Origin of the sequence: Maribacter sp. IgM3_T14_3 (assembly GCF_049603095.1) — a bacterium.
Classification (GTDB): Bacteria; Bacteroidota; Bacteroidia; order Flavobacteriales; family Flavobacteriaceae; genus Maribacter.
On sequence record NZ_CP187138.1, the window covers coordinates 1197436 to 1222515 of the forward strand.

The 25080-nt window shown below is 35.6% G+C and carries 21 protein-coding genes; 12 read left to right on the plus strand and 9 right to left on the minus strand.

Going from position 1 to position 25080, the window contains the following annotated elements:
• Positions 1-11 precede the first annotated feature (11 nt).
• The 9 genes from ACPF9A_RS05445 to ACPF9A_RS05485 all read left to right on the plus strand — a co-directional run bounded on the left by ACPF9A_RS05445 (position 12) and on the right by ACPF9A_RS05485 (position 13042).
• Positions 12-575, plus strand: coding sequence for a TlpA family protein disulfide reductase (locus ACPF9A_RS05445; protein WP_424002369.1), 564 nt, complete (start codon positions 12-14; stop codon positions 573-575).
• A 103-nt stretch (positions 576-678) separates the two neighbouring features.
• Positions 679-1389 carry an SGNH/GDSL hydrolase family protein gene (locus ACPF9A_RS05450; protein WP_424002371.1) on the plus strand — a complete coding sequence of 237 codons (711 nt, stop codon included), beginning with the start codon at positions 679-681 and terminating at the stop codon, positions 1387-1389.
• A gap of 39 nt (positions 1390-1428) precedes the next feature.
• Entirely contained in the window at positions 1429-3120 is a 1692-nt protein-coding gene (gene lysS, locus ACPF9A_RS05455) for a lysine--tRNA ligase (RefSeq protein WP_424002373.1), read from the plus strand.
• 55 nt (positions 3121-3175) lie between these two features.
• A complete protein-coding gene (locus tag ACPF9A_RS05460) occupies positions 3176-4606 on the plus strand; it encodes an SLC13 family permease (RefSeq protein WP_424002375.1) in 1431 nt (476 codons plus the stop codon).
• 192 nt (positions 4607-4798) lie between these two features.
• Positions 4799-7288 carry a zinc-dependent metalloprotease gene (locus ACPF9A_RS05465; protein WP_424002377.1) on the plus strand — a complete coding sequence of 830 codons (2490 nt, stop codon included), beginning with the start codon at positions 4799-4801 and terminating at the stop codon, positions 7286-7288.
• Positions 7289-7468: 180 nt separating this feature from the next.
• Positions 7469-7648 carry a hypothetical protein gene (locus ACPF9A_RS05470; protein ID WP_133688013.1) on the plus strand — a complete coding sequence of 60 codons (180 nt, stop codon included), beginning with the start codon at positions 7469-7471 and terminating at the stop codon, positions 7646-7648.
• Positions 7649-7810: 162 nt separating this feature from the next.
• Positions 7811-8263 carry a hypothetical protein gene (locus tag ACPF9A_RS05475; RefSeq protein ID WP_424002379.1) on the plus strand — a complete coding sequence of 151 codons (453 nt, stop codon included), beginning with the start codon at positions 7811-7813 and terminating at the stop codon, positions 8261-8263.
• A 255-nt stretch (positions 8264-8518) separates the two neighbouring features.
• On the plus strand, positions 8519-12448 hold the full coding sequence (locus ACPF9A_RS05480; RefSeq protein ID WP_424002381.1) for a DUF2194 domain-containing protein: 3930 nt from the start codon (positions 8519-8521) through the stop codon (positions 12446-12448).
• Positions 12449-12667: 219 nt separating this feature from the next.
• A complete protein-coding gene (locus ACPF9A_RS05485) occupies positions 12668-13042 on the plus strand; it encodes a hypothetical protein (protein WP_424002383.1) in 375 nt (124 codons plus the stop codon).
• Here ACPF9A_RS05485 and hemL read toward each other — a convergent pair.
• From hemL to ACPF9A_RS05505, 4 genes are read right to left on the minus strand one after another with little or no spacing between them, the layout of a single operon-like run.
• The gene (gene hemL / locus ACPF9A_RS05490) at positions 13039-14319 is read right to left on the minus strand and encodes a glutamate-1-semialdehyde 2,1-aminomutase (RefSeq protein ID WP_424002385.1); all 1281 of its coding nucleotides are present in this window, start codon (positions 14317-14319) and stop codon (positions 13039-13041) included. The two genes, ACPF9A_RS05485 and hemL, sit on opposite strands and share 4 nt — an antisense overlap.
• A gap of 18 nt (positions 14320-14337) precedes the next feature.
• Positions 14338-15165: a glucosaminidase domain-containing protein gene (locus ACPF9A_RS05495; protein ID WP_424002387.1), complete on the minus strand. Its 828-nt coding sequence runs from the start codon at positions 15163-15165 to the stop codon at positions 14338-14340.
• The gene (locus ACPF9A_RS05500) at positions 15162-16067 is read right to left on the minus strand and encodes a 1-aminocyclopropane-1-carboxylate deaminase/D-cysteine desulfhydrase (RefSeq protein ID WP_424002389.1); all 906 of its coding nucleotides are present in this window, start codon (positions 16065-16067) and stop codon (positions 15162-15164) included. The genes ACPF9A_RS05495 and ACPF9A_RS05500 overlap by 4 nt, the downstream gene beginning before the upstream one ends.
• An 11-nt stretch (positions 16068-16078) precedes the next feature.
• Positions 16079-16408, minus strand: coding sequence for a hypothetical protein (locus ACPF9A_RS05505; RefSeq protein ID WP_424002391.1), 330 nt, complete (start codon positions 16406-16408; stop codon positions 16079-16081).
• 196 nt (positions 16409-16604) lie between these two features.
• Here ACPF9A_RS05505 and ACPF9A_RS05510 point away from each other — a divergent pair, with 196 nt between their 5' ends.
• Both ACPF9A_RS05510 and ACPF9A_RS05515 read left to right on the plus strand, forming a co-directional pair.
• Entirely contained in the window at positions 16605-16760 is a 156-nt protein-coding gene (locus ACPF9A_RS05510) for a DUF5522 domain-containing protein (RefSeq protein ID WP_424002393.1), read from the plus strand.
• 76 nt (positions 16761-16836) lie between these two features.
• Positions 16837-17424 carry a DUF4136 domain-containing protein gene (locus ACPF9A_RS05515; RefSeq protein WP_424002395.1) on the plus strand — a complete coding sequence of 196 codons (588 nt, stop codon included), beginning with the start codon at positions 16837-16839 and terminating at the stop codon, positions 17422-17424.
• Positions 17425-17483: 59 nt separating this feature from the next.
• On the opposite strand, the gene ACPF9A_RS05520 is transcribed toward ACPF9A_RS05515, so the two are convergent.
• Complete coding sequence (locus ACPF9A_RS05520) at positions 17484-17951, minus strand: Lrp/AsnC family transcriptional regulator (protein ID WP_424002397.1); 468 nt, start codon at positions 17949-17951, stop codon at positions 17484-17486.
• 169 nt (positions 17952-18120) lie between these two features.
• On the opposite strand from ACPF9A_RS05520, the gene ACPF9A_RS05525 reads away from it, so the two are divergent.
• The gene (locus ACPF9A_RS05525; protein WP_424002399.1) at positions 18121-19878 is read left to right on the plus strand and encodes an aromatic amino acid hydroxylase; all 1758 of its coding nucleotides are present in this window, start codon (positions 18121-18123) and stop codon (positions 19876-19878) included.
• On the opposite strand, the gene ACPF9A_RS05530 is transcribed toward ACPF9A_RS05525, so the two are convergent.
• From ACPF9A_RS05530 to alaS, 4 genes are all read right to left on the minus strand, one after another.
• A complete protein-coding gene (locus ACPF9A_RS05530) occupies positions 19868-20482 on the minus strand; it encodes a DUF4230 domain-containing protein (RefSeq protein WP_424002401.1) in 615 nt (204 codons plus the stop codon). The genes ACPF9A_RS05525 and ACPF9A_RS05530 overlap by 11 nt on opposite strands.
• Positions 20479-21447, minus strand: coding sequence for a GSCFA domain-containing protein (locus tag ACPF9A_RS05535; protein WP_424002403.1), 969 nt, complete (start codon positions 21445-21447; stop codon positions 20479-20481). Before ACPF9A_RS05535 ends, ACPF9A_RS05530 begins: the two co-directional genes overlap by 4 nt.
• Positions 21444-22295 carry a tetratricopeptide repeat protein gene (locus ACPF9A_RS05540; protein WP_424002404.1) on the minus strand — a complete coding sequence of 284 codons (852 nt, stop codon included), beginning with the start codon at positions 22293-22295 and terminating at the stop codon, positions 21444-21446. The genes ACPF9A_RS05535 and ACPF9A_RS05540 overlap by 4 nt, the downstream gene beginning before the upstream one ends.
• 76 nt (positions 22296-22371) lie before the next feature.
• A complete protein-coding gene (gene alaS / locus ACPF9A_RS05545; protein ID WP_424002406.1) occupies positions 22372-24987 on the minus strand; it encodes an alanine--tRNA ligase in 2616 nt (871 codons plus the stop codon).
• Between the last annotated feature and the right edge of the window lie 93 nt (positions 24988-25080).

Below are 25080 nucleotides of genomic sequence, written 5' to 3' on the forward strand. Positions count from 1 at the left end.
AACTGAAAATCATGAAATTATCATTTGTATTGACCACACTTCTTTTAAGCTTCTCCTTCAATACATTCTCTCAGAACACCAACCAAGAGGTTATTATTGAAAATCAACAACCCTTTTTATTGGGACAAATAACTGTTGGCGGACTCTCAGCCAACTCCTACAAAACATGGTTCGAACCAAATTTTAAAAACTATGAGACTGACCAAAAACAAATTGATTTATTTAAAGACCAGCTAGCTTCTTATAAAATCTTAATTTTTATGGGTACTTGGTGTGGTGACAGCAAACGCGAAGTGCCTAGGTTCATCAAAATCCTAGAATCCGCAGATTTTCCTAGGGAAAACTTAAAAATAGTTGCTCTTGACTATCGAAAAGAATCGTACAAGAAAAGTCCGCAGGGTGAAGAATGGGGATTAAACATTCGCAGAGTTCCTACATTTATTTTTTACAAGAACGGACGAGAAGTGAATAGAATTATCGAAACGCCCATTACGTCTTTAGAAGACGATATTCTAAAAATTATTTCGCAACAAGAATATATACCCAATTACTCATCGTCATTTCATTTCGACTAAGAAAATTCATCAATCAAAAGTATGTGTTTGATGGCGTATTTTATAGTAACTTATAAAACCTTTCTAATCACAATTACGTTACATTCTTATGAAATACGCTCACATGCTATATAAAATTCCCTTCTTTATTTTTCTATTTGCCATATTACCTTCATGTAGCCAAACAGAAGACATACGATCTGAACAATTTGAAAATGACACGATAAACCAAGAAGTTATCACCTACATAGCTCTTGGCGATAGTTATACTGTAGGCGAAAGTGTTGACTTTGAAGATAGTTTCCCTGCCCAACTCAGTACCAAAATTGAAGAAAACAAAAATCTTCAAGTCAATACAACAGTAATTGCACAAACCGGATGGAGAACAGACCAGCTTATTTCAGCTGTTGGTAGTCGCGAATCTGCAGATTATAATTTAGTTACGCTATTAATTGGTGTAAACAACCAGTTTCAGTCTAGACCTTTTTCTCAATACGAAATTGAATTTGTCGAACTTTTAAACAAAGCTATTAGCCTAGCCGGCGATGATGCTAACAAAGTAATCGTGCTGTCAATACCAGATTACTATTACACACCATATGGTCAAAGTAATGGTGCTGAAATGATCTCTTTACAACTAGATGAGTATAATAATTTTGCCCAGTCTACAGCCAAAGAAAAGGGAGTTACTTTTCTCGATATTACCGATATTACTAGAAAGGGATTAGACGAAACGGATTTGGTGGCTACGGACGGATTGCATCCTTCTGGGCTCGCTTATGAAAAATTTGTCGAAAGACTCTATCCTTTAGTGTCTACAAGATTGAAAGATTAATACATATCGATTATATTTGCCAGCTAAATAAACGACGGCATGCAATTATCGGAGCAAGAGCTTATCAGAAGAGAAAAATTGGACAAATTAAGAGCACTAGGTATTAATCCTTATCCTGCTGCTTTATATCCTGTAGATGCTACATCTGCAAGTATCAAATCTGATTATGTAGAGGGTAAACAGGTTATTGTTGCCGGCAGATTGATGTCTCGTCGTATTCAAGGTAAAGCATCTTTTGCCGAACTTCAAGATAGTACCGGTCGTATTCAGGTATATTTCAACAGAGATGAAATATGTACTGGCGAAGACAAAATCCTGTACAACGATGTTTACAAGAAATTGCTTGACATTGGTGACATCATTGGTATTGAAGGCGACCTCTTTACTACTCAGGTAGGTGAAAAAACAATTATGGTAAAGAAATTTACCATGCTGAGTAAATCGCTTCGACCGTTACCATTACCAAAAAAGGATGCAGAAGGTAACATTTATGATGAATTCAATGATCCTGAGCTACGTTACCGTCAACGTTATGTTGATTTGGTAGTGAACCCAAAGGTGAAAGAAACCTTTATTAAAAGAACTAAAATAACAACTAGTATTCGTGAGTTTTATAATGCTGCCGGATATTTAGAGGTGGAGACTCCGATTTTACAACCTATACCTGGTGGTGCAACTGCGCGTCCGTTTTTAACCCATCACAATGCATTAAATATTCCTTTATACTTAAGAATCGCAAACGAACTTTACCTTAAGAGGTTAATTGTTGGTGGTTTTGATGGTGTCTATGAATTCTCTAAGGATTTTAGAAACGAAGGAATGGACCGTACCCATAACCCTGAATTTACTGTAATGGAATTGTATGTTGCATACAAAGATTACAACTGGATGATGGATACCACAGAGAAACTATTGGAGAAAATTGCGATGGATTCTAACGGAGCCACTAAAATAACCGTTGGTAAACATGAAATTGAATTTAAAGCTCCGTATGCACGTGTGCCAATTCTAGAAGCTATAAAAATACATACAGGTTACGATGTTGCCGGTATGCCTGAAGATGAACTTCGTGAAACTGCCAAGAAATTAGGTCTTGAAGTTGACGAAACCATGGGTATCGGTAAATTAATCGATGAGATATTCGGTGAAAAATGTGAGCATTTTTACGTGCAACCAACATTTATTACCGACTACCCAAAAGAAATGAGTCCGCTAACGAAAGAACATAGAGATAACCCTGCATTGACAGAGCGTTTTGAGCTTATGGTAAACGGTAAAGAGTTGGCTAACGCTTACTCTGAACTTAATGACCCTATTGATCAAAGAGATCGTTTTGAAGAGCAATTGAAGCTTTCTGAAAAAGGAGATGATGAGGCAATGTTCATTGACCAAGATTTTCTTAGAGCTCTTGAATACGGTATGCCCCCAACTTCTGGTATTGGTATTGGTATTGACCGTTTGGTGATGTTAATGACCAACAATGCTTCTATTCAAGAGGTATTGTTCTTCCCACAAATGAGACCAGAGAAAAAACCATTGCAACTGTCTGAAACTGAAAAAGTGATTTTCGATATTCTTAAGGCAGAGAAGAAAATGGAGCTTGACGCCCTTAAAACAAAATCTGACCTAAGCAACAAAGCTTGGGACAAAGGCATCAAAGGGATTACAAAGCAACAATTGGCTAAAATCTATAAAGAAGACGATGTTCTTTTAGTAGAAATTATAAAATAGTCATTTAAAGGGACGTTAAAAAACAGTAGCTTAGAAGCTGGCAAAACCAACCAGCATGAATTTAAGTAGCAAAATAGGCCTGTTCGCAGGTCCTATAATATTTTTCGTAATCCTTTTTTTACCCAATGTACTTATCTCTGAAAATGCAGATGCTGTAATTGCTGTTGCCCTGTGGATGGTTATTTGGTGGGTTACCGAAGCTGTTTCTATTTCAGTGACTGCACTACTACCCTTACTTCTATTTCCTATTTTAAAAGTGATGCCCATTGGTGATGTTGGCGCAAATTATGGAAGCCCGATAGTTTTTCTATTCTTTGGTGGTTTCGTAATGGCATTGGCGTTAGAAAAAGTTAATCTACATAAACGTATTGCCCTAAACATTATTAGACTTACGGGAACAACAGCTAATAAAGTGGTGCTGGGTTTTATGATTGCCACCGCCGTATTAAGCATGTGGATCAGTAACACCGCGAGTACCGTAGTAATGCTACCCATTGCCATGTCGGTAATTAATTTATTGATTGAAGATGAAGACGGCTTTACAAAGCGAGACCAAAACTTTGCTTTAAGTGTAATGCTAGGTATTGCCTTTGCCGCCAATGCCGGTGGTATTGCAACTGTTATCGGTACTCCGCCAAATTCGGTTCTAATTGGCTTATTAGAAAATGAATACAATATTGAAATATCATTTCTTAAATGGATGATCATAGGGCTTCCCTTTTCCTTGATCATGATTAGTATTTGCTACTTTGTATTGGTGAAGGTATTTTTCCCTACTCACGGCTTAAAATTTAAAGCTTCTAAAACAATCATTCACGAAGAGCTTGAAAAATTAGGACCTACCTCTGGAAAAGAAAAAATGGTGCTCGTCATATTCGGAGTTACTATTTTCTTGTGGGTATTTAGAACTCTGATCAATTCGATATTTCCAAGTCTAGGGTTATCAGATACACTAATCAGTATGTTTGCCGCCATTACACTATTCGCACTTCCATATAATCTCAAAAAAGGTGATTTTATTTTGCAATGGAAAGATACCCAAAAGCTCGCATGGGGAATTCTTATTCTATTCGGTGGCGGACTCTCATTAGCCAACGGTATGTCGGTTTCTGGTATTGTAGATTTGGTAGCTGAAGTTATCGGGCAAAGTGATTTGAGTATTTTACTCACCGCATCTTTATTGATTATACTAATGTTATTTATGACAGAGCTAATGAGTAATGTAGCGCTTGTTGCCGTACTTGCCCCAGTAGTTGCTGGTATTGCAATTGGTCTTGGTATACCTATCACCTATTTATTGATACCTATTACCATTGCCAGTAGCTGTGCTTTTATGTTACCCATGGCGACACCACCAAATGCCATCGTATTTGCCAGTGGCTATATTAAGGTTCATGAAATGGCACGCGCAGGTGTCATCTTAAACTTAATTGCAGTACTATTATTAATAGGTCTATTTCAATTTGTTCTTCCGCTCATATTTTAAAGTCCCCTAAAAAATAAAGCCCTTGCAGATGCAAAGGCTTTATAATCGACTAATTCAGAAATGAAAAAATGTTTATTCCTTACTTAATAGACGCCTTTCTGTGGTCATTGTTACAATTAGCCTTAAGAAATTATTAACTATTTGTTCCAGATATTATTTCAATCTTTGAAAGATTACCAAACTAACTCACAAATGAAAAGAAAATTACTCGTAAAATTATTGCTGTTTGTATGTGTTTTCGGCTATCAAAATGCCGAAGCTCAAATTTTCAAAAAGAAGAAAAAAGATACTGAACAAGAAGCCAACAAAACATCAAAAGACAAAATTCAACCTTACAACAAGGTTATTACAAAAGATGCTGTTAGCGATACGGGACTTTTTACAACCCACGTAGTTGACGAGAATCATTATTTTGAAATTCCCGATTCGTTATTCAACAAAGAAATGTTGATGGTAAGCCGTATTTCTAAAACTGCCTCAGGCATCGGTTTTGGTGGCGGAAAAATCAATACCCAAGTTCTACGATGGGAAAAGAAAGATAAAAAAGTACTACTTCGTGTAGTTTCTCATGATGTGGTTGCTGCAGATTCCCTTCCTGTTCATGAAGCTGTTGTAAACTCGAATTTTGAACCTGTACTATTTTCCTTTGATATTAAGGCGGTACAAAAAGATTCTTTAAACCCGACTACAGTTATTGAGGTCAATGATATTTTTATCAAAGACACAAAAGCTTTTGGCATGCCAGAGCAGTATCGCAAGCGCTATAAGGTGTCTCGTTTAGATGAAGGCAGAGGGTATATTGAATCAATCAAGAGTTACCCATTAAATGTGGAAGTACGTCACATTAAAACATATTTGGCAAGTGCTGCACCCAGTAACGAAAGTCTTGGTTCTATTTCTGTAGAAATCAATAACTCTATGGTATTGTTACCTGAAGAACAAATGAAACGCCGTTATTTTGACGAACGTGTCGGCTGGTTTGCTCGTGGTCAAGTAGATTATGGTTTAGAGGCGCAAGAAAGTAAGACTATTAAATTTCTAGATAGATGGCGTTTAGAAGTGAAAGATGAAGATGCCGAAAAATTCAAGAATGGCGAACTGGTAGAGCCTAAAAAACAGATTATCTATTATGTAGATAGGGCTACACCTAAAAAATGGGTTCCATTTATTAAACAAGGTATAGAAGATTGGCAAATTGCTTTTGAAGCTGCTGGTTTTAAAAATGCTATTATCGCCAAAGAAGCTCCGACCAAAGAAGAAGATCCAGAATGGTCTCCTGAAGATGTACGTTATTCTGTAGTGCGCTATTTAGCTTCACCAATACCAAATGCAAACGGACCACATGTTAGTGATCCTCGTAGTGGCGAAATTTTAGAGTCAGATATCAATTGGTATCATAATGTAATGACTCTTCTAAGAAATTGGTACTTCGTGCAAACAGCAGCTATTAATCCGGCTGCTAGGGGCGTTTCTTTTGATGATGATGTAATGGGTCGCTTAATCCGTTTTGTTTCGTCTCATGAAGTTGGGCACACTTTAGGTTTACCGCACAACATGGGCAGTAGTGTTGCATACCCTGTAGATTCGCTTCGTTCTAAATCATTTACAGAAAAATATGGCACCGCTCCATCGATTATGGATTATGCCCGTTTCAACTATATAGCACAACCTGGCGATGAAGGCGTGGCTTTAATGCCAGATATCGGTGTTTACGATAAATATGCTATTCAATGGGGATACAAGCCCATACCTAACACCACTGCAGAAGAAGAAAAATCCATTTTAGATAAATGGATTATGGCACATGCCGGTGACCCGCTATATCGCTTTGGACACCAACAGGTTGGTGACATTGTAGACCCAAGCTCACAAACTGAAGATTTAGGTGATGATGCGATGAAAGCTAGCGAGTACGGTATTGCAAACCTTAAAAGGATTGTACCGAAACTTATTGAATGGACAGCCGAAGACGGTAAAAACTATGAAGATCTAGATAAGTTATACGGACAAGTATTTTCTCAATTCAATAGATACATGGGTCATGTCTCTAATAATATTGGTGGTGTTTATGAAAACCATAAGACCTATGACCAAGAAGGTGCTGTTTATACTGCCGTACCTAAAGAGAAACAACAAAGAGCAATGGCCTTTCTACATGAACAACTTTTTGAAACGCCTATGTGGATGTTAGATCAAGATATTTTAAAGCGAACCGAGTACTCCGGATTTTTAGAGCAAATGCGCTCGATGCAAGTTCGTACCTTGAATAATGTATTGAGCTTAGGTAAAATGGCGCGATTAATAGAATATGAAACTATTGATTCGGCGGATGCATACTCGCTTACCTTAATGATGAATGAATTAAGAAAAGGTATTTGGTCTGAAACTAAAAACGGTAAAGCCGTTGATACTTACAGAAGAAACTTACAAAAAGCGCATATAGATCGTTTAGCATATCTATTATCCGCAGAAAATCAAGTGAAAGCTTCTGATTTCGGTGGCTACAGAAAATCAACAGTTGTCAACACCAGCCAATCTGATATTCGTACCATCGCAAGAGCTGAACTGAATATTTTAAAGCGAGATATTAGAAATGCAAGAAACAGAACCTCTGATATGATGACAAAATATCATTACGACGATGTTATTGAGCGTATTAACGTCATTCTTGACCCTAAATAAAAAGTCAAAAAAAGATCGATTAAACGCATCTATCGATGAACCACCGATAACATCGATGAATGAAATGTATTAACCACATTTTAAATATTCTAGACATCAAAAAAAGCCCATTACACAACAATGGGCTTTTTCGTGCGTTATTCTTTTTTAGATTAGCAATGAATTTAAAACCCCCAAATCATGACCAGTAAATTAAAAAGTCTTATTTATCTAGCTTGTTTCATTTTTGCTTCTGTTGTATATCATCAAAGCACAACTGAAACTAATCAGGAAGAAATTGTAACTAACACTTACGAACAAGAAGCTGATATCGTAATCAACCCTTACAAAACAATGGAGGGTAGAACACCAGCGAATTAATATATTAACAAAATTTACCTACTTAAAAGCGCGGCTACCTACAGCCGCGCTTTTTTATTTTAAGCACTTTACCTATCCGTTAATCTTTTACTAAAAAGTGGTTCGACCTTAAACCTTTTTCAAATATTCATGTCAAAGAACCGAATAATAAAAATAATACACATGAAAAAAATACTAATGGCCATTTTAGTAGTGGCGACAATTTCAGCAACTGCACAAGATCAAAACAAAGGTAAAAGAGGTGATATGAAAGATTTATCTCCTGATCAAGTGGCTTCTCTACAAACCAAAAAAATGACCTTGGCGCTAGATTTAAATGAATCTCAACAGGCTAAAGTAAAAACTATTCTTACCAAAGATGCTACAGCAAGAAAAGCAAAAATGGAAGAAAGAAAAGCCAGTAAAGACGAAGGCAAAAAAATAATGACTTCCGAAGAAAAATACACAAAGCAGAATGAAAGATTAGACTATCAAATCGCTCGTAAAGAAGAAATGAAATCGATACTTACCGCTGATCAATTTGAGAAATGGGAGAAAATGAACCATAGAAAAAAAATGCGTGGTCATGGTAAAGATAAAGGTGACAAAAAAAGCAAACGCGCGTCTAAACAGTAAAATCAAATCTAACATAAATAAAAAAGACCTGCTTTTAGCAGGTCTTTTTTTGCTTTTAATCGATTCGCTATTTCTTCTATAACCTACCTAAAATACAGTAATAAGCAGATAAATGATTCATTCATGGATGAATTTGAATACTTAACCAATAAATTTCATGATACTGCTATTATTGAAGTACTTAGTTAGTTCGAATTAAAGACCAAATTAATTTTTAACCTGTGGTCTGTAATTAGAATTTTAAGATACAAAGCCATGATATCAAAAAAATTAGGTTATTTATTACTTCTTATAGCCTTTAGTTTAGTGACCAGTTGTCAACAAGAACTATACAAGTCTAACAACAAATTTAATATTCCAGAAAAAAGTACCGAAGAACCTCTTGTTCAGTTTCTGATAGAGCCTACAAATTATAGTGCAATTCTTGAAACCGAGAATTTAGCAAAGGCTTTTGACTATTCTAAAATTGCCCACAAAACTTTATGGGTTAACCAATTTAACGAGAAACTGAATATTGCACCAACGACAAGAGTAGTAACAGTTCATGAAACTGCAGGGCTAAGTACTATTGCCATAGACAGTCTATTAAAATTTGTTTCTAAAGGTGGTACATTATTCGTTACCAAAGCTACTAAAGATGAGCGTCTATCTTACTTTTTTGGAATGACACCAGATGCCGATTGGAGCACGAACAGAGAAGCTTCGGGACTGTTCTTTAACAAAGCTCTTTTTCCTGGTATGCAAGGGCGTGGCTTTGATAACAAAACGGTTCATTTAGGTTTCGAAGGTTCAAACTTTTCTAGTAGTATAAACGTTCTAGTATCTGCACACAATAATAAAGATTATCCGGTTTTAATAGAGAATAGAATTGGTAACGGTAAAGTAGTGCTCTACAACTCATCGCAAATTCTTAAAAAAGAAATGAGGGGCCTCCTATTTTCAGCCAGTCTATTGGGGTTAGAAGGTATTCCATATCCTATAGCTAACATCGGCACATTATTTCTTGATGATTTTCCTTCTCCTGTATATGATGACCAAGGAAAAGCTATCAACGTACAAAACGGCATTAGTAAATCTGAAGTTTTAAAATCTGATTGGTGGCCCAAAATGAAAGAATTGGCAAAAGAAGAAGATCTTAAATTTACGGCCTATGTTACTTTTAATTCTAATAACAGTAATTCGAGCGATGCTAATTTTAAAAGTTGGGACCAAACTGGACTACTAGACGGTAAAAATGAAAATGGTACTAATAAATGGATTACCAATGAATTTACAAATGCCGGTCACGAGTTAGGTTTTCGTGGTTATAATGACCTTCCGCTTTCTAAAAAATTATGGAAAGACACTGATCTTATCTTAGACAATACCAAAGCTTCTGCATTAAAATGGGAAGATAGTGTCTCAAAAACATTACCTGTTTCTTATGTAGCACCAAACAATCAAATAGACAGCTTAGGTCTTATTACACTTAAGAAAGGGTTTCCTAGTTTAAATTTCGTGCATACTTCATTTTTAGGCGATAAATATGAAGGTGGTGATAGAGAGTTCGACCCAGACCCATTAAATAATAGATTTTTTGACTATCCGAGATTAAGTAGTGGTTATACCATTTCACAGAAAGAGCAATGGGCAATAGAGTCTACCTATCTATATACGGGTATATGGTCGCATGCATTAAACACAAAAGATGTATTAAAAATAGGAAGCACATCAAACGCTATCGGTGAATTAAAAAAGCATCTTGTAGATTATAAAAAAAGACACCCGTATATTCAATTTTTAACTGCTAAAAAATCAACTGAAGCTGCGATGGATTGGCGTTACCAAAGTATTCGTCATTTAAGTTACGAAGGGCAATATGAGGTTTCTAGTTCATTAAACTCTGATGAAAAAAAAGAATCGTATTGGTTGATGTATGTTGAAGAACACAATAATGTTAAAATTCACGAAAACTTAATTTTTAACGAAGTAGAATTTACTTCTGTACCGCTTTTGAATGGCTTTCTTTATAATATAAAAACGAAATCGCCGAATGTCAGTGTCCCAGATATTCGACCAGAAATAAGAACTTTAATCGGTACGACCTCAACCTTAATTACAAACACCAATAGTGATTATAAATCGTACAACAAGAGCAAACAAACCATGGTTTCTTTAAAGCAAAAAATCGACAGATTGGTTGTTGAGGAAAAAACGGAAGAGGCTACAAATTTGATGGAGAAATTATTTAAGGATAATAAATTCATTAATACCCAACAGATAGTGTCTTATGCCGAAGGCATGGAGAAACAAGGCAAGACAGCTGAACTTTGGTCGCAACTAAACGGTTTATACGTAAAAAATCCGTCTAGCTCTTATGCAGATTTTTCTCGAGATATTAGTATTGTAAGTAATTACCCTTCACCCGCAGTTAAAAAAATGTGGATGGAAAGACAAATGGAATGGGGTCAAAACGACGTTACCATATTAAAGGATTATTACCAGAACTTTAATACCGAAGACAATTCTAAAATTATAGAACAAGTTTTAGAAGTGATGTACACTTTAGAACCTACCGAGAATAACAAATTGACCTACTACGAATTTCTAGTAAAAGCAAATCACGAGGATCTTTTGAAGAAACTTGATACTATTGAACCTTGTAGTATTTCTAACAAAGATTTAGCTACATCAATTAGCCAAGTGTATGCCGAAAAATTGAATTTTGAAACGGCTGAACTTTGGCAAAAATGTGGGAATATTTCTGCTGAAGTAGTTAAAGAATGGAAAGAAAAAACGAAGACTATAGAAAGTAAGAAATTTACAGATTTCGAATATTACATAAGATACTTGTTGGTCAACAATCCAGACAAAGCAGTTGAAGAAATGCAAGATATTGAAACATGTAGACCTGATCTAATACGGTTATCTAAAAATATTGCCTTATTATTCGCCGAATATGCACAATACCAAAAGGCATTAGACTGGAGCACTTGTACCAACACTATACCTGTGGCAAAATTGCTAGACTGGAATTTAGAATTTGCTAATGGCAGGTATTTAAAACAAGTTTACAAAGACCATATAGAAAAAAATCCAAAAGACTATAATACCATGAACCATATGGTGAAGTTGTTATTGTTAAAAGGAGATGTAAATGCAGCTGGGGAAATTGCCGTAGATATACCACCATCGAAAATTGATCCAGATTTTAAAATTGCTTTCAATAATGAGGTAAAAGCAGAATCTGAAGATAGGCAAGCTCTTTACATTAGTAAGTTTAAGGTTTTAATGGATGATGCCATTGTTAAAAAAACAGAGGTTGAAGCAAGAAAAAAGAAAGGGCATTCGATCGGACTTACCTCTTCGGCAATTGCAGATGAATTCAACCCTACGCTATTCAACAACGAATTATACTTCGGTTTTTATAACAAAAAATTGAATTTTCATAAATTCTCAATTGTTCAAGGTACCGCTTATTCAGTTTTAAAAGACACCATAGTACCTAATGATATTGGCAGAGATTTATTAGGTGTTGAATATATGTACAAAACCGAATCTAATAAAGTAAGACCCTTTTATGTCGGTGCAAAAGTAGAGCTAGATAACTTTAATAAAGTATTCTTCCATTTTAAAACTGGTATTGATTTTATTGGTGACATAAGCAAATCTTCTTTAGCATTAAAAGCAAACCCTGTTACAACTGGGCCAGGTTATAATTTAAACATTTACGACATACAAGTAAAAGCTACACAAGAGTTTGAATACTCATCGAATTTAAACCATGAGTTTTATGTTAAAGCCGATTACTATACCGATAGCCAATATTATGCCATTGGCGGTACACGTGTCGAATACAACCTTTTAAACATAAACAACTTTAAACTTGGACCATTAGTGGAAGGTGCTTATGGTGTTGGTTCTGAAGATAGAAGAAACGGATTCCCTTATTGGTTGACCGAATATAGGCTTTTTGCCGGTGGCGGATTGCAATTTCAAATTGGTAATGATGATTCTGATTTTAACCTAAAGAGTGATTTCTCTCTTTTCGCAGAACAAGATGAAGACAACTTTCAACGGTATGAAGGCGAGTTATCTTATAGAATTAAAAATTTCACCACTATTAACTTAAACTACTCTTACTTTACTATTGACCAGTTTTTCTCGAATGCTGTTCAGCTAGGTATTCAGTACAACTTTAAATAGAATTATAACTAACTCATAAAAAAAGAGCCCTCATATGAGGGCTCTTTTGCTTCAGTCTAACTAGAAAATACTATGCTATTATTTAGAATTTCTACACTACTTTCATTGCGTTGTCTAGACAACTGAACTTTCAAACATAAGTAATAGTATATTTGAATAATTCTTATGCTTTAGCAATAAGCATTAGATTGATACTTACTTCTAATTTAAATACGCATCATGAAAATTATACAACTAGTTCTAATATATTTATTTGCCTTCTTAATGCTTGCAGGTGCATTCAACCATATCTACGCACCTGAAACTTATAAAGAATTCATACCAAATTTTATACCCGAAACATTAGCCAATATACTATCGACCATTGCTGAAGCAATAGTTGGTATTGCTCTTATTATTCCAAAATATAGAAAATGTGGCGGACTAGGTTTTGCCCTATTAATGATTATATTCTTACCTATTCATATTTGGGATTTCACTAAGGAAATACCCGCGATTGGGTCGAAAGTTGCTGCTACTGTCCGTATTGCTGTTCAACTATTGTTTATAGCTGCCGGTTGGTGGATTTACAAATCTTATCAGTCAAAAGGTTAAAATTCTATTTCTTTCAAGGCATTTATAGTTGCGTCTATATCTTCATAGCTTAAAGCATCATTAAGAAAATAACTTTCAAAAGCACTTGGTGGCAAGTAAATACCACGTTCTAACATGCCATGAAAATATTTCTTGAAAGTTTCATTGTCACCTTTCGCTGAAGAAGCAAAATCGATAACCGGCTCATCGGTAAAATGCACCGAAATCATACTCCCGTATCGATTAATTTGATGCGCTACCTTTTTCTCCGTTAATACTGCAGCAATACCTTTATGCAGGTATTCTGCCTTATCAGCCAGACTTTTAAATACTTCTGGGTTATCGTTCAATGCTGTCAACATTGCTAAACCTGCACTCATCGCTAACGGATTCCCACTTAACGTACCTGCTTGATAAACTGGACCATCCGGTGCCAGAAAATCCATTATTTCTGTTCTTGCCGCGAAAGCGCCTACTGGCAACCCACCACCGATTACTTTACCATAAGTAACGATATCAGCTTTTATATTTAGAACTTCTTGAGCTCCGCCTTTCGCTAAACGAAATCCGGTCATTACCTCATCGAAAATTAATAGAATTCCTTCTTGGGTACATAGCTCACGTAGACCCTTCATAAAATCATCCGTAGGTACAATACAACCCATATTTCCGGCAATTGGCTCAATGATAATAGCAGCCAATTCTCCTTTATTTGCCTCTACCAATTTTTTCACTCCCGCTAAATCATTATAATCTGCCAACAAAGTATCTTTTGCTGTACCTTGAGTAACACCGGGGCTATTAGGACTACCAAAAGTTACTGCACCACTACCCGCTTGAATCAAGAACGAATCGGAATGACCGTGGTAGCATCCGGCGAATTTTATAATCTTGTCTTTTCCTGTAAATCCTCTAGCCAAACGAACTGCACTCATACATGCTTCGGTACCGCTATTTACAAACCTAATTTTATCCATATTAGGCACCATAGCGATTGCCAGTTTCGCAAGCTCTGTCTCTATTTCAGTCGGCATACCAAATGAAGTACCGTTTTGTGCCTTTTCTACAACTGCATTAATTACGGGTTCGTAGGCATGACCTAAAATTAATGGACCCCAAGATGCTATGTAATCTATTAATTTATTACCATCTTCATCGTACAAATAAGCACCCTTAGCTTTCTTAACAAAAATTGGATCTCCGCCAACAGCTTTAAATGCACGTACTGGTGAGTTTACTCCGCCAGGTATATATTTTTTTGCCTCTGCAAACAGGGCACTACTTCTTTGATAAATCATTTTTCTAAATTGATTATACTATTTTTTCACTTTAATTGGCTGCCCAATAGACAAATCTGCACTGCGTAAATTATTCAACTGCATTAACTCATCTACACTCAAATAATATTTTCTTGATAAGGAATATAAGGTATCACCCTTTTGTACCGTATGTATATTATTTGAATCGTTCGATACTATAGCTGTAGTCGGTTGATAACTACCATTTCTACCCTGCTTATCGAACTTATGTAACTCATACTTTTCAATTAAATAGATCAGTTTTTGCGGGTATTTAGGATCTGTAGCATACCCTGCTTTTCTAAGACCTTTCGCCCACCCTTTATAATCGGTGTGTTTTAAATTAAATAGAAACGCATACCTAGACCTAGTTGTCAAGAATATACTATGGTCTCTAAATGAGTACATAGGGTGGTTATATTTTCTAAAGCACTCTCCCTTTTCATCATCGTCATGAAAGTCGTAGTCCCCTTCCCAACCTTTATGGCACTTTATACCAAAGTGATTATTGGTTTTCATTGCTAATTCACCTTTTCCGTTTCCACTTTCTAAAAGTCCTTGTGCTAGCGTAATACTTGCCGGTATACCATACCCCATCATCTCTAATTGAGCGGTCTCAGCAAATGTGTTAATGTATTCTGAAGGAGAATCTATACTGAACCGAATAAACTTTGAAGGCTCTGCAGGCAGATTCGCTTTTGTAACTTTTTTAGAACTCTCTGTACTGGTATTTCTACGTTCGTTTTGAACATTTTTGGTGCGTAACTGATCTGAGTACCTTTTTTTAGATTTACACGATGATAACCCGATACCCATCAACAACACCAATAAAATTATCTTTTTCATATATGTAACAAAGGTAAATTTTTCTTTTTCAGTACACTATTCATGCCAGCAATACCTTGCAAACCGCCTGTATGTATTGCCAATATTTTTGTTCTAGGTGCAAAAATATCGCGCTTTAGCATATCGAACAACCCAAAAATCATTTTTCCGGTATAAATTGGGTCTAAAGGAATACCCGTTTTTTCTTTAAATTCATTTATAAATAGAATAAGTTCTTCGGATGTTTTTGCATAACCCCCAAAATGATAATCGGTACGTAGTTGCCAACGTTTATTGTTGACCAATTTTTCAATTTCATCTTTTAAAAAATCACCTTTCAATGCCGAAAACCCCAATACCTTCTGATGCGGAAAAGATGCATTTATTAATCCGGATACCGTGCCACCAGTTCCTACACTGCTACATATCACATCAAACTCTTCATCAGTTTTAGTGATGATTTCTTCGCAACCTTTGATAGCTAAACTATTTGTGCCACCTTCTGGCACCAAATAGAATTCTCCAAACTCATTTCTTAAAGTCTCAATAAATTCTAAACTTTCTTTTTCTCTATAGTCACTTCTACTAATGAATTTAAAACGCATTCCATCATCAAAAGCTTTCTTTAATGTAGTGTTCGTTTGCCAAGAATTTTCAAGTTCCTCGCCTCGTATTAAACCAATGGCACGAAATCCTTTTTCTTTTGCCGCGTAAGCCGTCGCCGCTATATGATTTGAGTATGCGCCACCAAAAGTTAATATGGCATTCTTGTTTTCTGCTGTTGCAGCCAATAAATTGTACTTGAGTTTTCTGTATTTATTTCCAGAAATAAAAGGGTGTAGAAGGTCTTCGCGTTTAATAACAAGTGTTACTTGCTTTTCTGCTAATAAAGGATGTTCAACAAGTTGATTGATGCTTTGCAAGTAGGGCGAATTTAACGCCAAAGATATTTAATAAAGCTGAACGTTTTTCGATTCTCTAAATAATCCATATCATTTTCATGTATGTAAGCTTCACGTTCAAAACTTAAATTTTGGTAAGCCTTGTAGGTATCTACATAATAAATTGCACGAATTGCCCATTCAAATAAATACAGAATATAAAACGGAAGAATCAATAATTCTTGTTGCTGGCGCAAATGAATTTTCTCATGATTGATCAACACATCATCATTTTTTAAACTTCCATTTTTTAAAAATATAAACGGCCATAGTGAAAGCCCCACATAATTTTTATAGAAGAAATGTCTAAAAACCAATATCATAGATTTACTTTGGTGATACTATCACAAAGATAAAGCCAAAAATAGGTTGTCAGAAAATTACTAGTTTTTGTTGCCAACAAAACCGTTCAATGGTCATTTTATGGCTTAAGCGCTTTTATACTTATCTTCTAAACAACTTGCCTTTAGGTTATCAACAGAAAGAAGTAACTTTATACTATTAAAAGGCGTCGGTTACATGAAAGAGATAATACCCATAGAGGAAGGTGATTTTTATTGGTCTGAAAACGGATTTAGGGTCTTCACAAAACAATTTCACCTTAAACGAGGATATTGTTGTGAAAGCGGCTGTAGACATTGCCCTTATGGCTATGACCCAAAAACAAACATATAATAAGTTTTAACATACCTCGGCATGATATTTGTAATTGATTTTAATAGAAAATTGAGTACTTAAAAAATATAACGTTATGAAAAACATCAAATTACTTGGCTTACCGCTGCTACTTTTAGTTTTTATTACTTCTTGCTCATCAGTTAGAGTGCTTTCAGATTATGACCAAAAAGCGGATTTTAACGGTTACAAATCTTACGCCTTCTATAAAACAGGTATTGATAAAGCACAAATATCCGATTTAGATAAAAAACGAATTCTAATAGCCATTGAAGAAGAAATGAGTGCTAGAGGCTTTGTTAAGTCTGAAACTCCAGATATATTGGTTAGTATTTTTACCAAAGAGCAAGAAAGAGTTGATATTTTTAATAATAACTTTGGCTGGGGCGGCGGCTGGGGTTGGGGCGGCGGTTTTGGTCCTGGATGGGGCTGGGGTCCTGGCTTGGGTTGGGGCTGGGGCGGCGGCAACAATGTTAGCGTTAGTACACAAGGTTCTCTCTACATAGATTTTATAGATATGAAAAGAAAAGAGTTGGTTTGGCAAGGTAAAGGCGAAGGTACATTAGCAAATACAAAAAGTATAGCCAAAAAAGAAGCACGTATACGAGAATTCATTTCTCAAATTTTAGAGCAATATCCCCCAAATGTGGTTGCAATGAAATAACAATAGTATACACTTTTAAAAAAGGGTTGTAGATAAATTTATCTACAACCCTTTTTTATTCATAGTAACGGAAAGTGAGTATCGTTCTTTACTTCATTTAAAACGAATGCACTTTTAACTCCGCCAATACTTGGTAACGAAGCTATTTTAAACTTAGCAAAATTATAATAGGCATCAAGGTTTTTGACCACTACCTTTAATAGAAAATCAAATTCACCACCTACCACAAAACACTCTACCACTTCTGGGTATTTCATCACTTGTTCAAAGAAATCATCCATCATAGCTCCTTTTTGGGCTTCTAATGAAACAAAGCTAAAAACCGTAATACTTTCTTCAATTTTATCTTTATTTAAGATTGCTACATAGTTCTTGATAAACCCATCTTGCTCTAATCTTTTAATGCGCTCATAAACCGGAGTTTTAGTCAGTCCCAATTGTTCTGCAATAGACTTTGCCACCGTCTTAGCATCTTTTTGCAAAATTTTTAATATCTCTCGATCTATATCATCTAATTTCTCCACCATAACTTTTTCCTGTTTAAGGATTATAAGTCTATACAAAAAAGAACTTATTCCTTTAATAATATAATTAAAAAGTATTATTTCCTAATTTAAATAATATTAACAATTAATTGGTCTGTAAATGATATATTTAATAGAAATATTGTGACTTCACAGTGGAAAAGTTAAGCGTATGAATACTTCTGAATATGAAAGCAATCCTATTTTAGATAAGCTTCCTAAGCATTTAAGACAATACATAAAACCTCAGAACTATGAGGATTATACGCCTATAAATCAAGCTGTCTGGCGTTATGTAATGCGCAAGAACGTAGATTACCTAAGTAAGGTTGCTCACAAATCTTATTCCGAAGGATTACAAAAAACAGGTATTTCAATTGACAATATTCCCAATATGTACGGTATGAACCGTATTCTTAAGGATCTAGGCTGGGCTGCTGTTGCGGTGGACGGATTTATACCACCTGCTGCTTTTATGGAATTTCAGGCATATAATGTTTTGGTAATCGCGTCAGACATTCGCCAGTTAGAAAATATTGCTTACACACCCGCCCCAGATATTATTCACGAAGGTGCAGGGCACGCACCCATTATTGCTAACCCAGAATATGCTGCTTATTTAAGACGTTTTGGAGAAATAGGATGCAAGGCAATATCTAGCGCTAAAGATTTCGAACTTTATGAAGCTGTACGCCATCTATCTATTATTAAAGAAGCCAAAGGGACTGCTTTAGAAGAAATTGAAAAAGCTGAAAAACATATAGAATTTCTTCAAGATAATATGGGCGAACCTAGTGAAATGGCTTTTATTAGAAACCTGCATTGGTGGACGGTTGAATACGGACTTATAGGCACTCTAGAGAACCCTAAAATTTATGGCGCGGGACTTTTATCTTCCATTGGTGAAAGTCAGTGGTGTATGACCGATAACGTCAAAAAACTGCCGTATTCTATTGAAGCAGCAAAAACATCTTTTGATATTACCAAAAAACAACCGCAACTATTCGTAACTCCCGATTTTGCATTTTTAAGTCAGGTGTTAGAAGATTTTGCTAATACCATGGCATTACGAAGGGGCGGACTCTCAGGTTTACAGAAGCTTATCGACTCGAAAGAATTAGGCACTATTGAACTAAGTACTGGCTTACAGGTATCTGGTAATTTCGAAACATTGATTGCTCATGAAGGCAAACCTATTTACTTTCAAACAAAGGGGAAATCTGCGTTGGCTTACCGAGAAAAAGAACTTGTGGGGCAAGATGTCAATCAGCACGAAACAGGTTTTGGTTCTCCTATCGGCAGACTTAAAGGCATCAATATTCCTATAGAGGATATGAGCCCGAGAGATCTTAAAGCTTATAAAATTTATGAAGGAGAAATTGTTTCATTAGATTTTGTTGGCGGCATTAATGTTACGGGTAGAATTATAACCGGCACGCGTAATCTTCAGGGTCGCATTATTATTATCACTTTTGAGAATTGTAAGGTGACACATAATGGGATCACACTTTTTGAATCTAACGAAGAATTATACAACATGGCTATTGGCGAAGAAATTGTTTCTGCCTACCATGGTCCTGCAGATTTAAAGAGTTTTGACCTTTTAGACCATTCACTAAGTACCGGCACCCAAAATAATGGACAAGTAGGTTTAAGTGAACTGGAATCGTACTACAAACTTATTCGCGATTTTAGAGAAGGCAACAATACCATTATCTCTAGAAAAAAGGTTTTTGAAGTAATACAAGAAAAATACCCGAAAGACTGGTTACTACCTATCGAAATTTATGAGCTGGCAATTTTAAGTAACGAAAAGATACTAGCGGAGAGCATAAAAGCACATCTTGAAAACATTAAATTAGACCAACCTAACCTCGGACAATTAATTGATGACGGATTAGAATTGGCAACTATAACATCTAAGGTTTAATAACTTGTAAACCATCTAAAGATTCAATGGTCTGCTCTTGATACGTCAATCGCCACCCCATTGAGTTGGTAAGAATATAGAATTTCTGTAACTCGCTAATCAACCTGTTTTCGGCATTGGTACGTAATGCTGAAGCTTCTACCTTTTTCATTAAAGATGCCTTCACTGTTTTCTTTATTTTGTTATAATCTGCGGCATCAAACTGGTTTAGGTAATCTGCCGTTACGTCGTAATATTCAAAATCAGGATTCAGATTTATCTCTGCATCGGGTATACTTTTAATTTTTACCGTTTTGGTTGCCGCGTCAATTTCAAAGTCAATCTTACGTAAATCATAAGCGACGGTTACATCTGCATTTACTACTACTAACGCTTTTTTCTCTGCTCTCAACAACGGACCAAAAAGTTCTTTCGAGTCTTTATAATTATACACCTCAGCAAAATGCCCCTCTGTAACCACTAACTTAGAAACATTGGTTATTTCTTGCTGAATGAGCATAGAATTTTCCTCTAGAATAGATTTATCTTCTTTATTATCTTGGCAAGAACGAACAATGAAAACTAATGCTAAGGTGATTAAAACGCCTGCTACAAATTTTCTCATGCTTTTGATATATTAAAATCCATAAACGGATACTCTTTCTTTATATACGCAATTTTCTGCGCTAACGATTTTAAAAATTTTTGATGTAAATCTCCTTCGCGATTAAAAGGTCTATGTTGCAAACCTCGCTGAACCTCATCAACCTTTCTCATCATGGCAGTGGAATCATCGATCCACACCTCAACAAATCTTCCCCAAATATAATCTATCGCTACTTCGTTAGGATGAATCATATCTTTGGCATAAAAACGATAATCTCGAAGCTCATCCATCATTAGTTCATAACTTTCAAAGTATGATAATCGAGGTAAAAGGTTTTCAGTGGCTATAGTTTGATGAATTGCTGCTATGAGATGTGCTTTACTTCTTTGATTCTCAACAAACCCATCTTTTAAATGCCGAACAGGAGAAACCGTAAAAATAAATTGAGCAGAAGAATTTATAGACTCTACTAAAGTGGTAATTCGTTTTATACTTTCTGCCACTTCATCGACACTTAACAGTTCTTTCGTAAAATTGGATTGTGGCACTTTATGGCAATTTGCGACTACTTCATTACTTAACGTATTTCGATACACCCACGCTGTACCTAAAGTGATAATGATATGACTGGCTTTTTTTAATTGTGCAGCAGTAGAACTTAATGCCTCATTTAAATCTATAATTATTTTTTCTTTGGATGGGTTACTCATGCAAGAATGCGCATCAAAACTATGCCATTGCTCATTCTCATAGAACACATCTTCTTCAATAAATAACTCTTGATTGACGGACTTTTGAATCAATTTTTCAATTGCCAAGGGATGAAACAATATCCCAAACGGATTCTGTAATCCCTGAAATTTATAATGCTCTAATTTCGCCCCAATATTCTCTGAAAAACAAGAACCCAAAAGCAACAACTGACTAGAATAGTCAATCGGATTTTTAGGTTTCGATAATGGTATTTTGGTTAAGAGATTCATTTAGGTCGCACACTCTCATTTAATTTATGAAACAGTTGATATGGATAAATTTCATAAATAGCATTATCTTCATTAATAGTGTTATCGGCATATTCAAAAGCTTTTTTCTCCCACTCCGCTCCTTCTTCATTACCTAACTTCGTCATGCTTCTTCCCTTAAAATAAAGTGCATCGGCAAAATTATCGTAAACCATTAAAGACATATCAAAAGATGAAATAGCCTCCTTATAATTACCCAGCTCAAAATCTGCGATACCCAAATAATACCAATCTAAATAATGACAGGCTTCTTGAGGCGAATCGTCAGGAAAATCTTTAAACTGCTGCTCTTTACTTAATAACAAAAACTCTTTTGCTTTAGAAAACTGGTTTAATTGAAGGTAATCTAAACCAATATAAAAGTTATATGTATGATCCATTACATAACCATCGCCGTACTCTTTTTTGGCTCTCATAAATTCAGATATAGATTTCAGGTAGTCTTTTGAGAAAATACACCTCATAAAGCCGCTATAATCTAAATATTTTTTAGGGTCATGCTCAACTGCCTTTTCTAAAAAAGGTTTACCTAATTGGTATTTTCTAGCTTTATATAAAGGCATTGCCTTTTGTTGCCAAAGCCAAGCATTCGTAGGATCTATGGTAAGTGCAGAGTCTAAATATTGTTGATGTTCTAGAGAATGCATGGGAGTTTGAAAAGATTTTTCAACATACTCTCTAATATGCATAGAGTCAATACCTGACAAAACTTGTGTTTCAACTCCATCTGCACTTTCTAAACCATTTTGATTTTTATTAGAAAGATTACAAGAGGTAATTACTAGTATTAAGAGAATATACTTTTTCATAAAACTATCGTATTATATAGCATCTTCAATTAATTCAACTGAAGTTTCACTAGTTACAATTGGAAGATAGCCTTAATTATTTAAGATAATCTTCTGCCTTCGCCAATGCCTCTTCTATACCTGCCGGATTTTTACCACCTGCAGTTGCAAAGAAGGGTTGACCACCACCGCCACCTTGTATATATTTGCCAAGCTCACGAACAATGGTACCTGCATTCAAATTCTTAGAAGCCACCAGTTCTTTTGAAATATAACAAGACAATAAAGCTTTACCCTCATGCTCGGTACCGAACAATAAAAAGACGTTATCTTTTTGGTTGCCCATTTCAAAACTCAGGTCTTTAATACCTGCCGCATCTAAATCTATCTTTTTTGCAAGAAATTGAATTCCGTTAACTTCCTTCATCTCTGAAAGTAAATCTCCTTTTAAGTTCTTGGCTTTGTCTTTCAACAATTCGGCTACTTGCTTTTTAAGACTTGAATTTTCTTCTTGAAGACTTGAAACCGATTTTACAGGATCTTGGGTGTTACCTAAAACAACTTTTATCTTCGATAATAACTTATCATTATCTAAATGCAAATCTTTAACTGCGTCGCCCGTAATTGCTTCAATTCTTCTAATACCGGCAGCTACCGCACCTTCTGACTTAATTTTAAATTGCCAAATATCGCCTGTATTTTTTACATGCGTACCGCCACATAATTCTATCGACTGACCAAAACGTATCGTTCTAACCGCATCGCCATATTTTTCTCCGAACAATGCCATGGCACCATCTGCAATTGCAGACTTCATAGGAACATTTCTTTCTTCTTGTAGTTGTAATTGTCCGTCTATACGAGCATTCACAAACTTCTCTACTTCATGCAATTCTTCTTGAGTCATTTTAGAAAAATGAGAAAAATCGAATCGTAAATATTTAGAATGTACCGCTGAACCTTTTTGTTCTACATGCGTACCTAACACCTCTCTTAAGGCTTGATGCAATAAGTGTGTCGCTGTATGGTTCGCTTCGGTTCTGCCACGTTGTTTTTTATCTACAACCGCCTTAAAACTCTCCCCTATATGTTTTGGTAGGTTTTTGGCAAAATGTATGATTTCGTTATTTTCTTTTTTGGTATCGGTTATATACACGACATCGCCATGAGTGTCTTCTAAATACCCCTTATCTCCTACTTGCCCACCACCTTCTGCGTAAAATGGAGTAAGATTGAATACCAACTGAAACTGTGTTCCATCTTTCTTAGATACTATTTTTCGGTATTTGGTAATCTTTACTTCTACATCAAGCATATCATAACCAACAAATTCTTGCTCGTTGTCTTCTTGTAAAATCTCCCAATCTTGCTTTGAAACTATCGATGCCGATTTAGAACGATTTTTCTGCTGCTGCATAGCTACATCAAAACCGGCTTCATCTAATTGGTATCCTTTTTCACTTAAAATCAAAGCGGTTAAATCTATAGGGAATCCAAAAGTATCATACAGCTCAAAAGCTTTTCCGCCGTCGACCGTTTTTCCTTTTGTATTTTTTATAATCGTATCTAACAACAACAATCCTTGATCTAACGTTTTCAAGAAAGAGTTCTCTTCCTCTTTAATTACGTTTTCAATTAATTGCCTCTGATCTTTTAATTCTGGGTACGCATCACCTAAAGAATCTGTGAGCACATTTACCAAACGAAACATAAATGGCTCTTTGGTATCTAAAAATGTGAATCCGTAGCGTACGGCTCTTCTCAAAATTCTTCTGATCACATAACCTGCACCAGTATTGCTTGGCAACTGACCATCGGCAATAGAAAATGCAACTGCACGTATATGATCACTGATTACACGTATCGCTATGTCAATTTCCTCATTTTTACCGTAATCAGAATCTGTTATCGTTTCTATTTCTCGAATTAACGGCGTAAAAATATCGGTGTCATAGTTCGATTGCACCCCCTGCAAAACCATACATAAACGCTCAAAGCCCATACCGGTATCTACATGCTTCGCCGGCAAACTTTCTAACGACCCATCTGCTTTACGGTTGTATTGCATAAATACAAGATTCCAGATTTCAACCACCTGCGGGTGATCTTGGTTTACTAGACTAGCACCCGAAACTTTTGCTTTTTCTTCTTTAGAACGTATATCTACATGAATCTCTGAACATGGGCCACACGGACCTTGATCACCCATTTCCCAGAAGTTATCCTTCTTGTTACCCATGATAATTCTATCCTCGGGCACTATATTTTTCCAAAGCTCAAAAGCTTCTGTATCCAACGCTAATTTATCTGCATCATCGCTTCCTTCAAATACCGATACATACAAACTGTCTTTATCAATTTTGAGAACATCGGTCAATAATTCCCAAGCCCAAGTAATGGCTTCTTCCTTAAAATAATCACCAAAACTCCAGTTGCCCAACATCTCGAACATTGTATGGTGATAAGTGTCTTTACCAACTTCTTCTAAATCGTTGTGCTTACCACTAACACGTAAACATTTTTGAGTATCTACTATTCTAGAATTTTTAGACTGGCTTATACCTAAAAAATATTCTTTAAATTGGTTCATGCCCGCATTTGTAAAAAGCAGGGTTGGGTCATCTTTTATAACCATTGGTGCAGAAGGCACAATTTTGTGTTCTTTACCCTTGAAAAAATTCAGAAATTGAGTTCTTGTATCTTTTGAATTCATCTAAAATGCTAAGCTTTTACAAATTTTAACCGTTTATATAAAACTATCTTTATATTTGTTTGTTCCCTAATAATTAAAAAACAAAAATAGGAT

Coding starts and splice junctions, on each gene's coding strand:
- ACPF9A_RS05445 (WP_424002369.1), top strand. CDS start 12: ATGAAATTATCATTTGTATTGACCACACTTCTTTTAAGCTTCTCCTTC.
- ACPF9A_RS05450 (WP_424002371.1), top strand. CDS start 679: ATGCTATATAAAATTCCCTTCTTTATTTTTCTATTTGCCATATTACCT.
- lysS (WP_424002373.1), top strand. CDS start 1,429: ATGCAATTATCGGAGCAAGAGCTTATCAGAAGAGAAAAATTGGACAAA.
- ACPF9A_RS05460 (WP_424002375.1), top strand. CDS start 3,176: ATGAATTTAAGTAGCAAAATAGGCCTGTTCGCAGGTCCTATAATATTT.
- ACPF9A_RS05465 (WP_424002377.1), top strand. CDS start 4,799: ATGAAAAGAAAATTACTCGTAAAATTATTGCTGTTTGTATGTGTTTTC.
- ACPF9A_RS05470 (WP_133688013.1), top strand. CDS start 7,469: ATGACCAGTAAATTAAAAAGTCTTATTTATCTAGCTTGTTTCATTTTT.
- ACPF9A_RS05475 (WP_424002379.1), top strand. CDS start 7,811: ATGAAAAAAATACTAATGGCCATTTTAGTAGTGGCGACAATTTCAGCA.
- ACPF9A_RS05480 (WP_424002381.1), top strand. CDS start 8,519: ATGATATCAAAAAAATTAGGTTATTTATTACTTCTTATAGCCTTTAGT.
- ACPF9A_RS05485 (WP_424002383.1), top strand. CDS start 12,668: ATGAAAATTATACAACTAGTTCTAATATATTTATTTGCCTTCTTAATG.
- hemL (WP_424002385.1), bottom strand. CDS start 14,319: ATGATTTATCAAAGAAGTAGTGCCCTGTTTGCAGAGGCAAAAAAATAT.
- ACPF9A_RS05495 (WP_424002387.1), bottom strand. CDS start 15,165: ATGAAAAAGATAATTTTATTGGTGTTGTTGATGGGTATCGGGTTATCA.
- ACPF9A_RS05505 (WP_424002391.1), bottom strand. CDS start 16,408: ATGATATTGGTTTTTAGACATTTCTTCTATAAAAATTATGTGGGGCTT.
- ACPF9A_RS05510 (WP_424002393.1), top strand. CDS start 16,605: ATGAAAGAGATAATACCCATAGAGGAAGGTGATTTTTATTGGTCTGAA.
- ACPF9A_RS05515 (WP_424002395.1), top strand. CDS start 16,837: ATGAAAAACATCAAATTACTTGGCTTACCGCTGCTACTTTTAGTTTTT.
- ACPF9A_RS05520 (WP_424002397.1), bottom strand. CDS start 17,951: ATGGTGGAGAAATTAGATGATATAGATCGAGAGATATTAAAAATTTTG.
- ACPF9A_RS05525 (WP_424002399.1), top strand. CDS start 18,121: ATGAATACTTCTGAATATGAAAGCAATCCTATTTTAGATAAGCTTCCT.
- ACPF9A_RS05530 (WP_424002401.1), bottom strand. CDS start 20,482: ATGAGAAAATTTGTAGCAGGCGTTTTAATCACCTTAGCATTAGTTTTC.
- ACPF9A_RS05535 (WP_424002403.1), bottom strand. CDS start 21,447: ATGAATCTCTTAACCAAAATACCATTATCGAAACCTAAAAATCCGATT.
- ACPF9A_RS05540 (WP_424002404.1), bottom strand. CDS start 22,295: ATGAAAAAGTATATTCTCTTAATACTAGTAATTACCTCTTGTAATCTT.
- alaS (WP_424002406.1), bottom strand. CDS start 24,987: ATGAATTCAAAAGATACAAGAACTCAATTTCTGAATTTTTTCAAGGGT.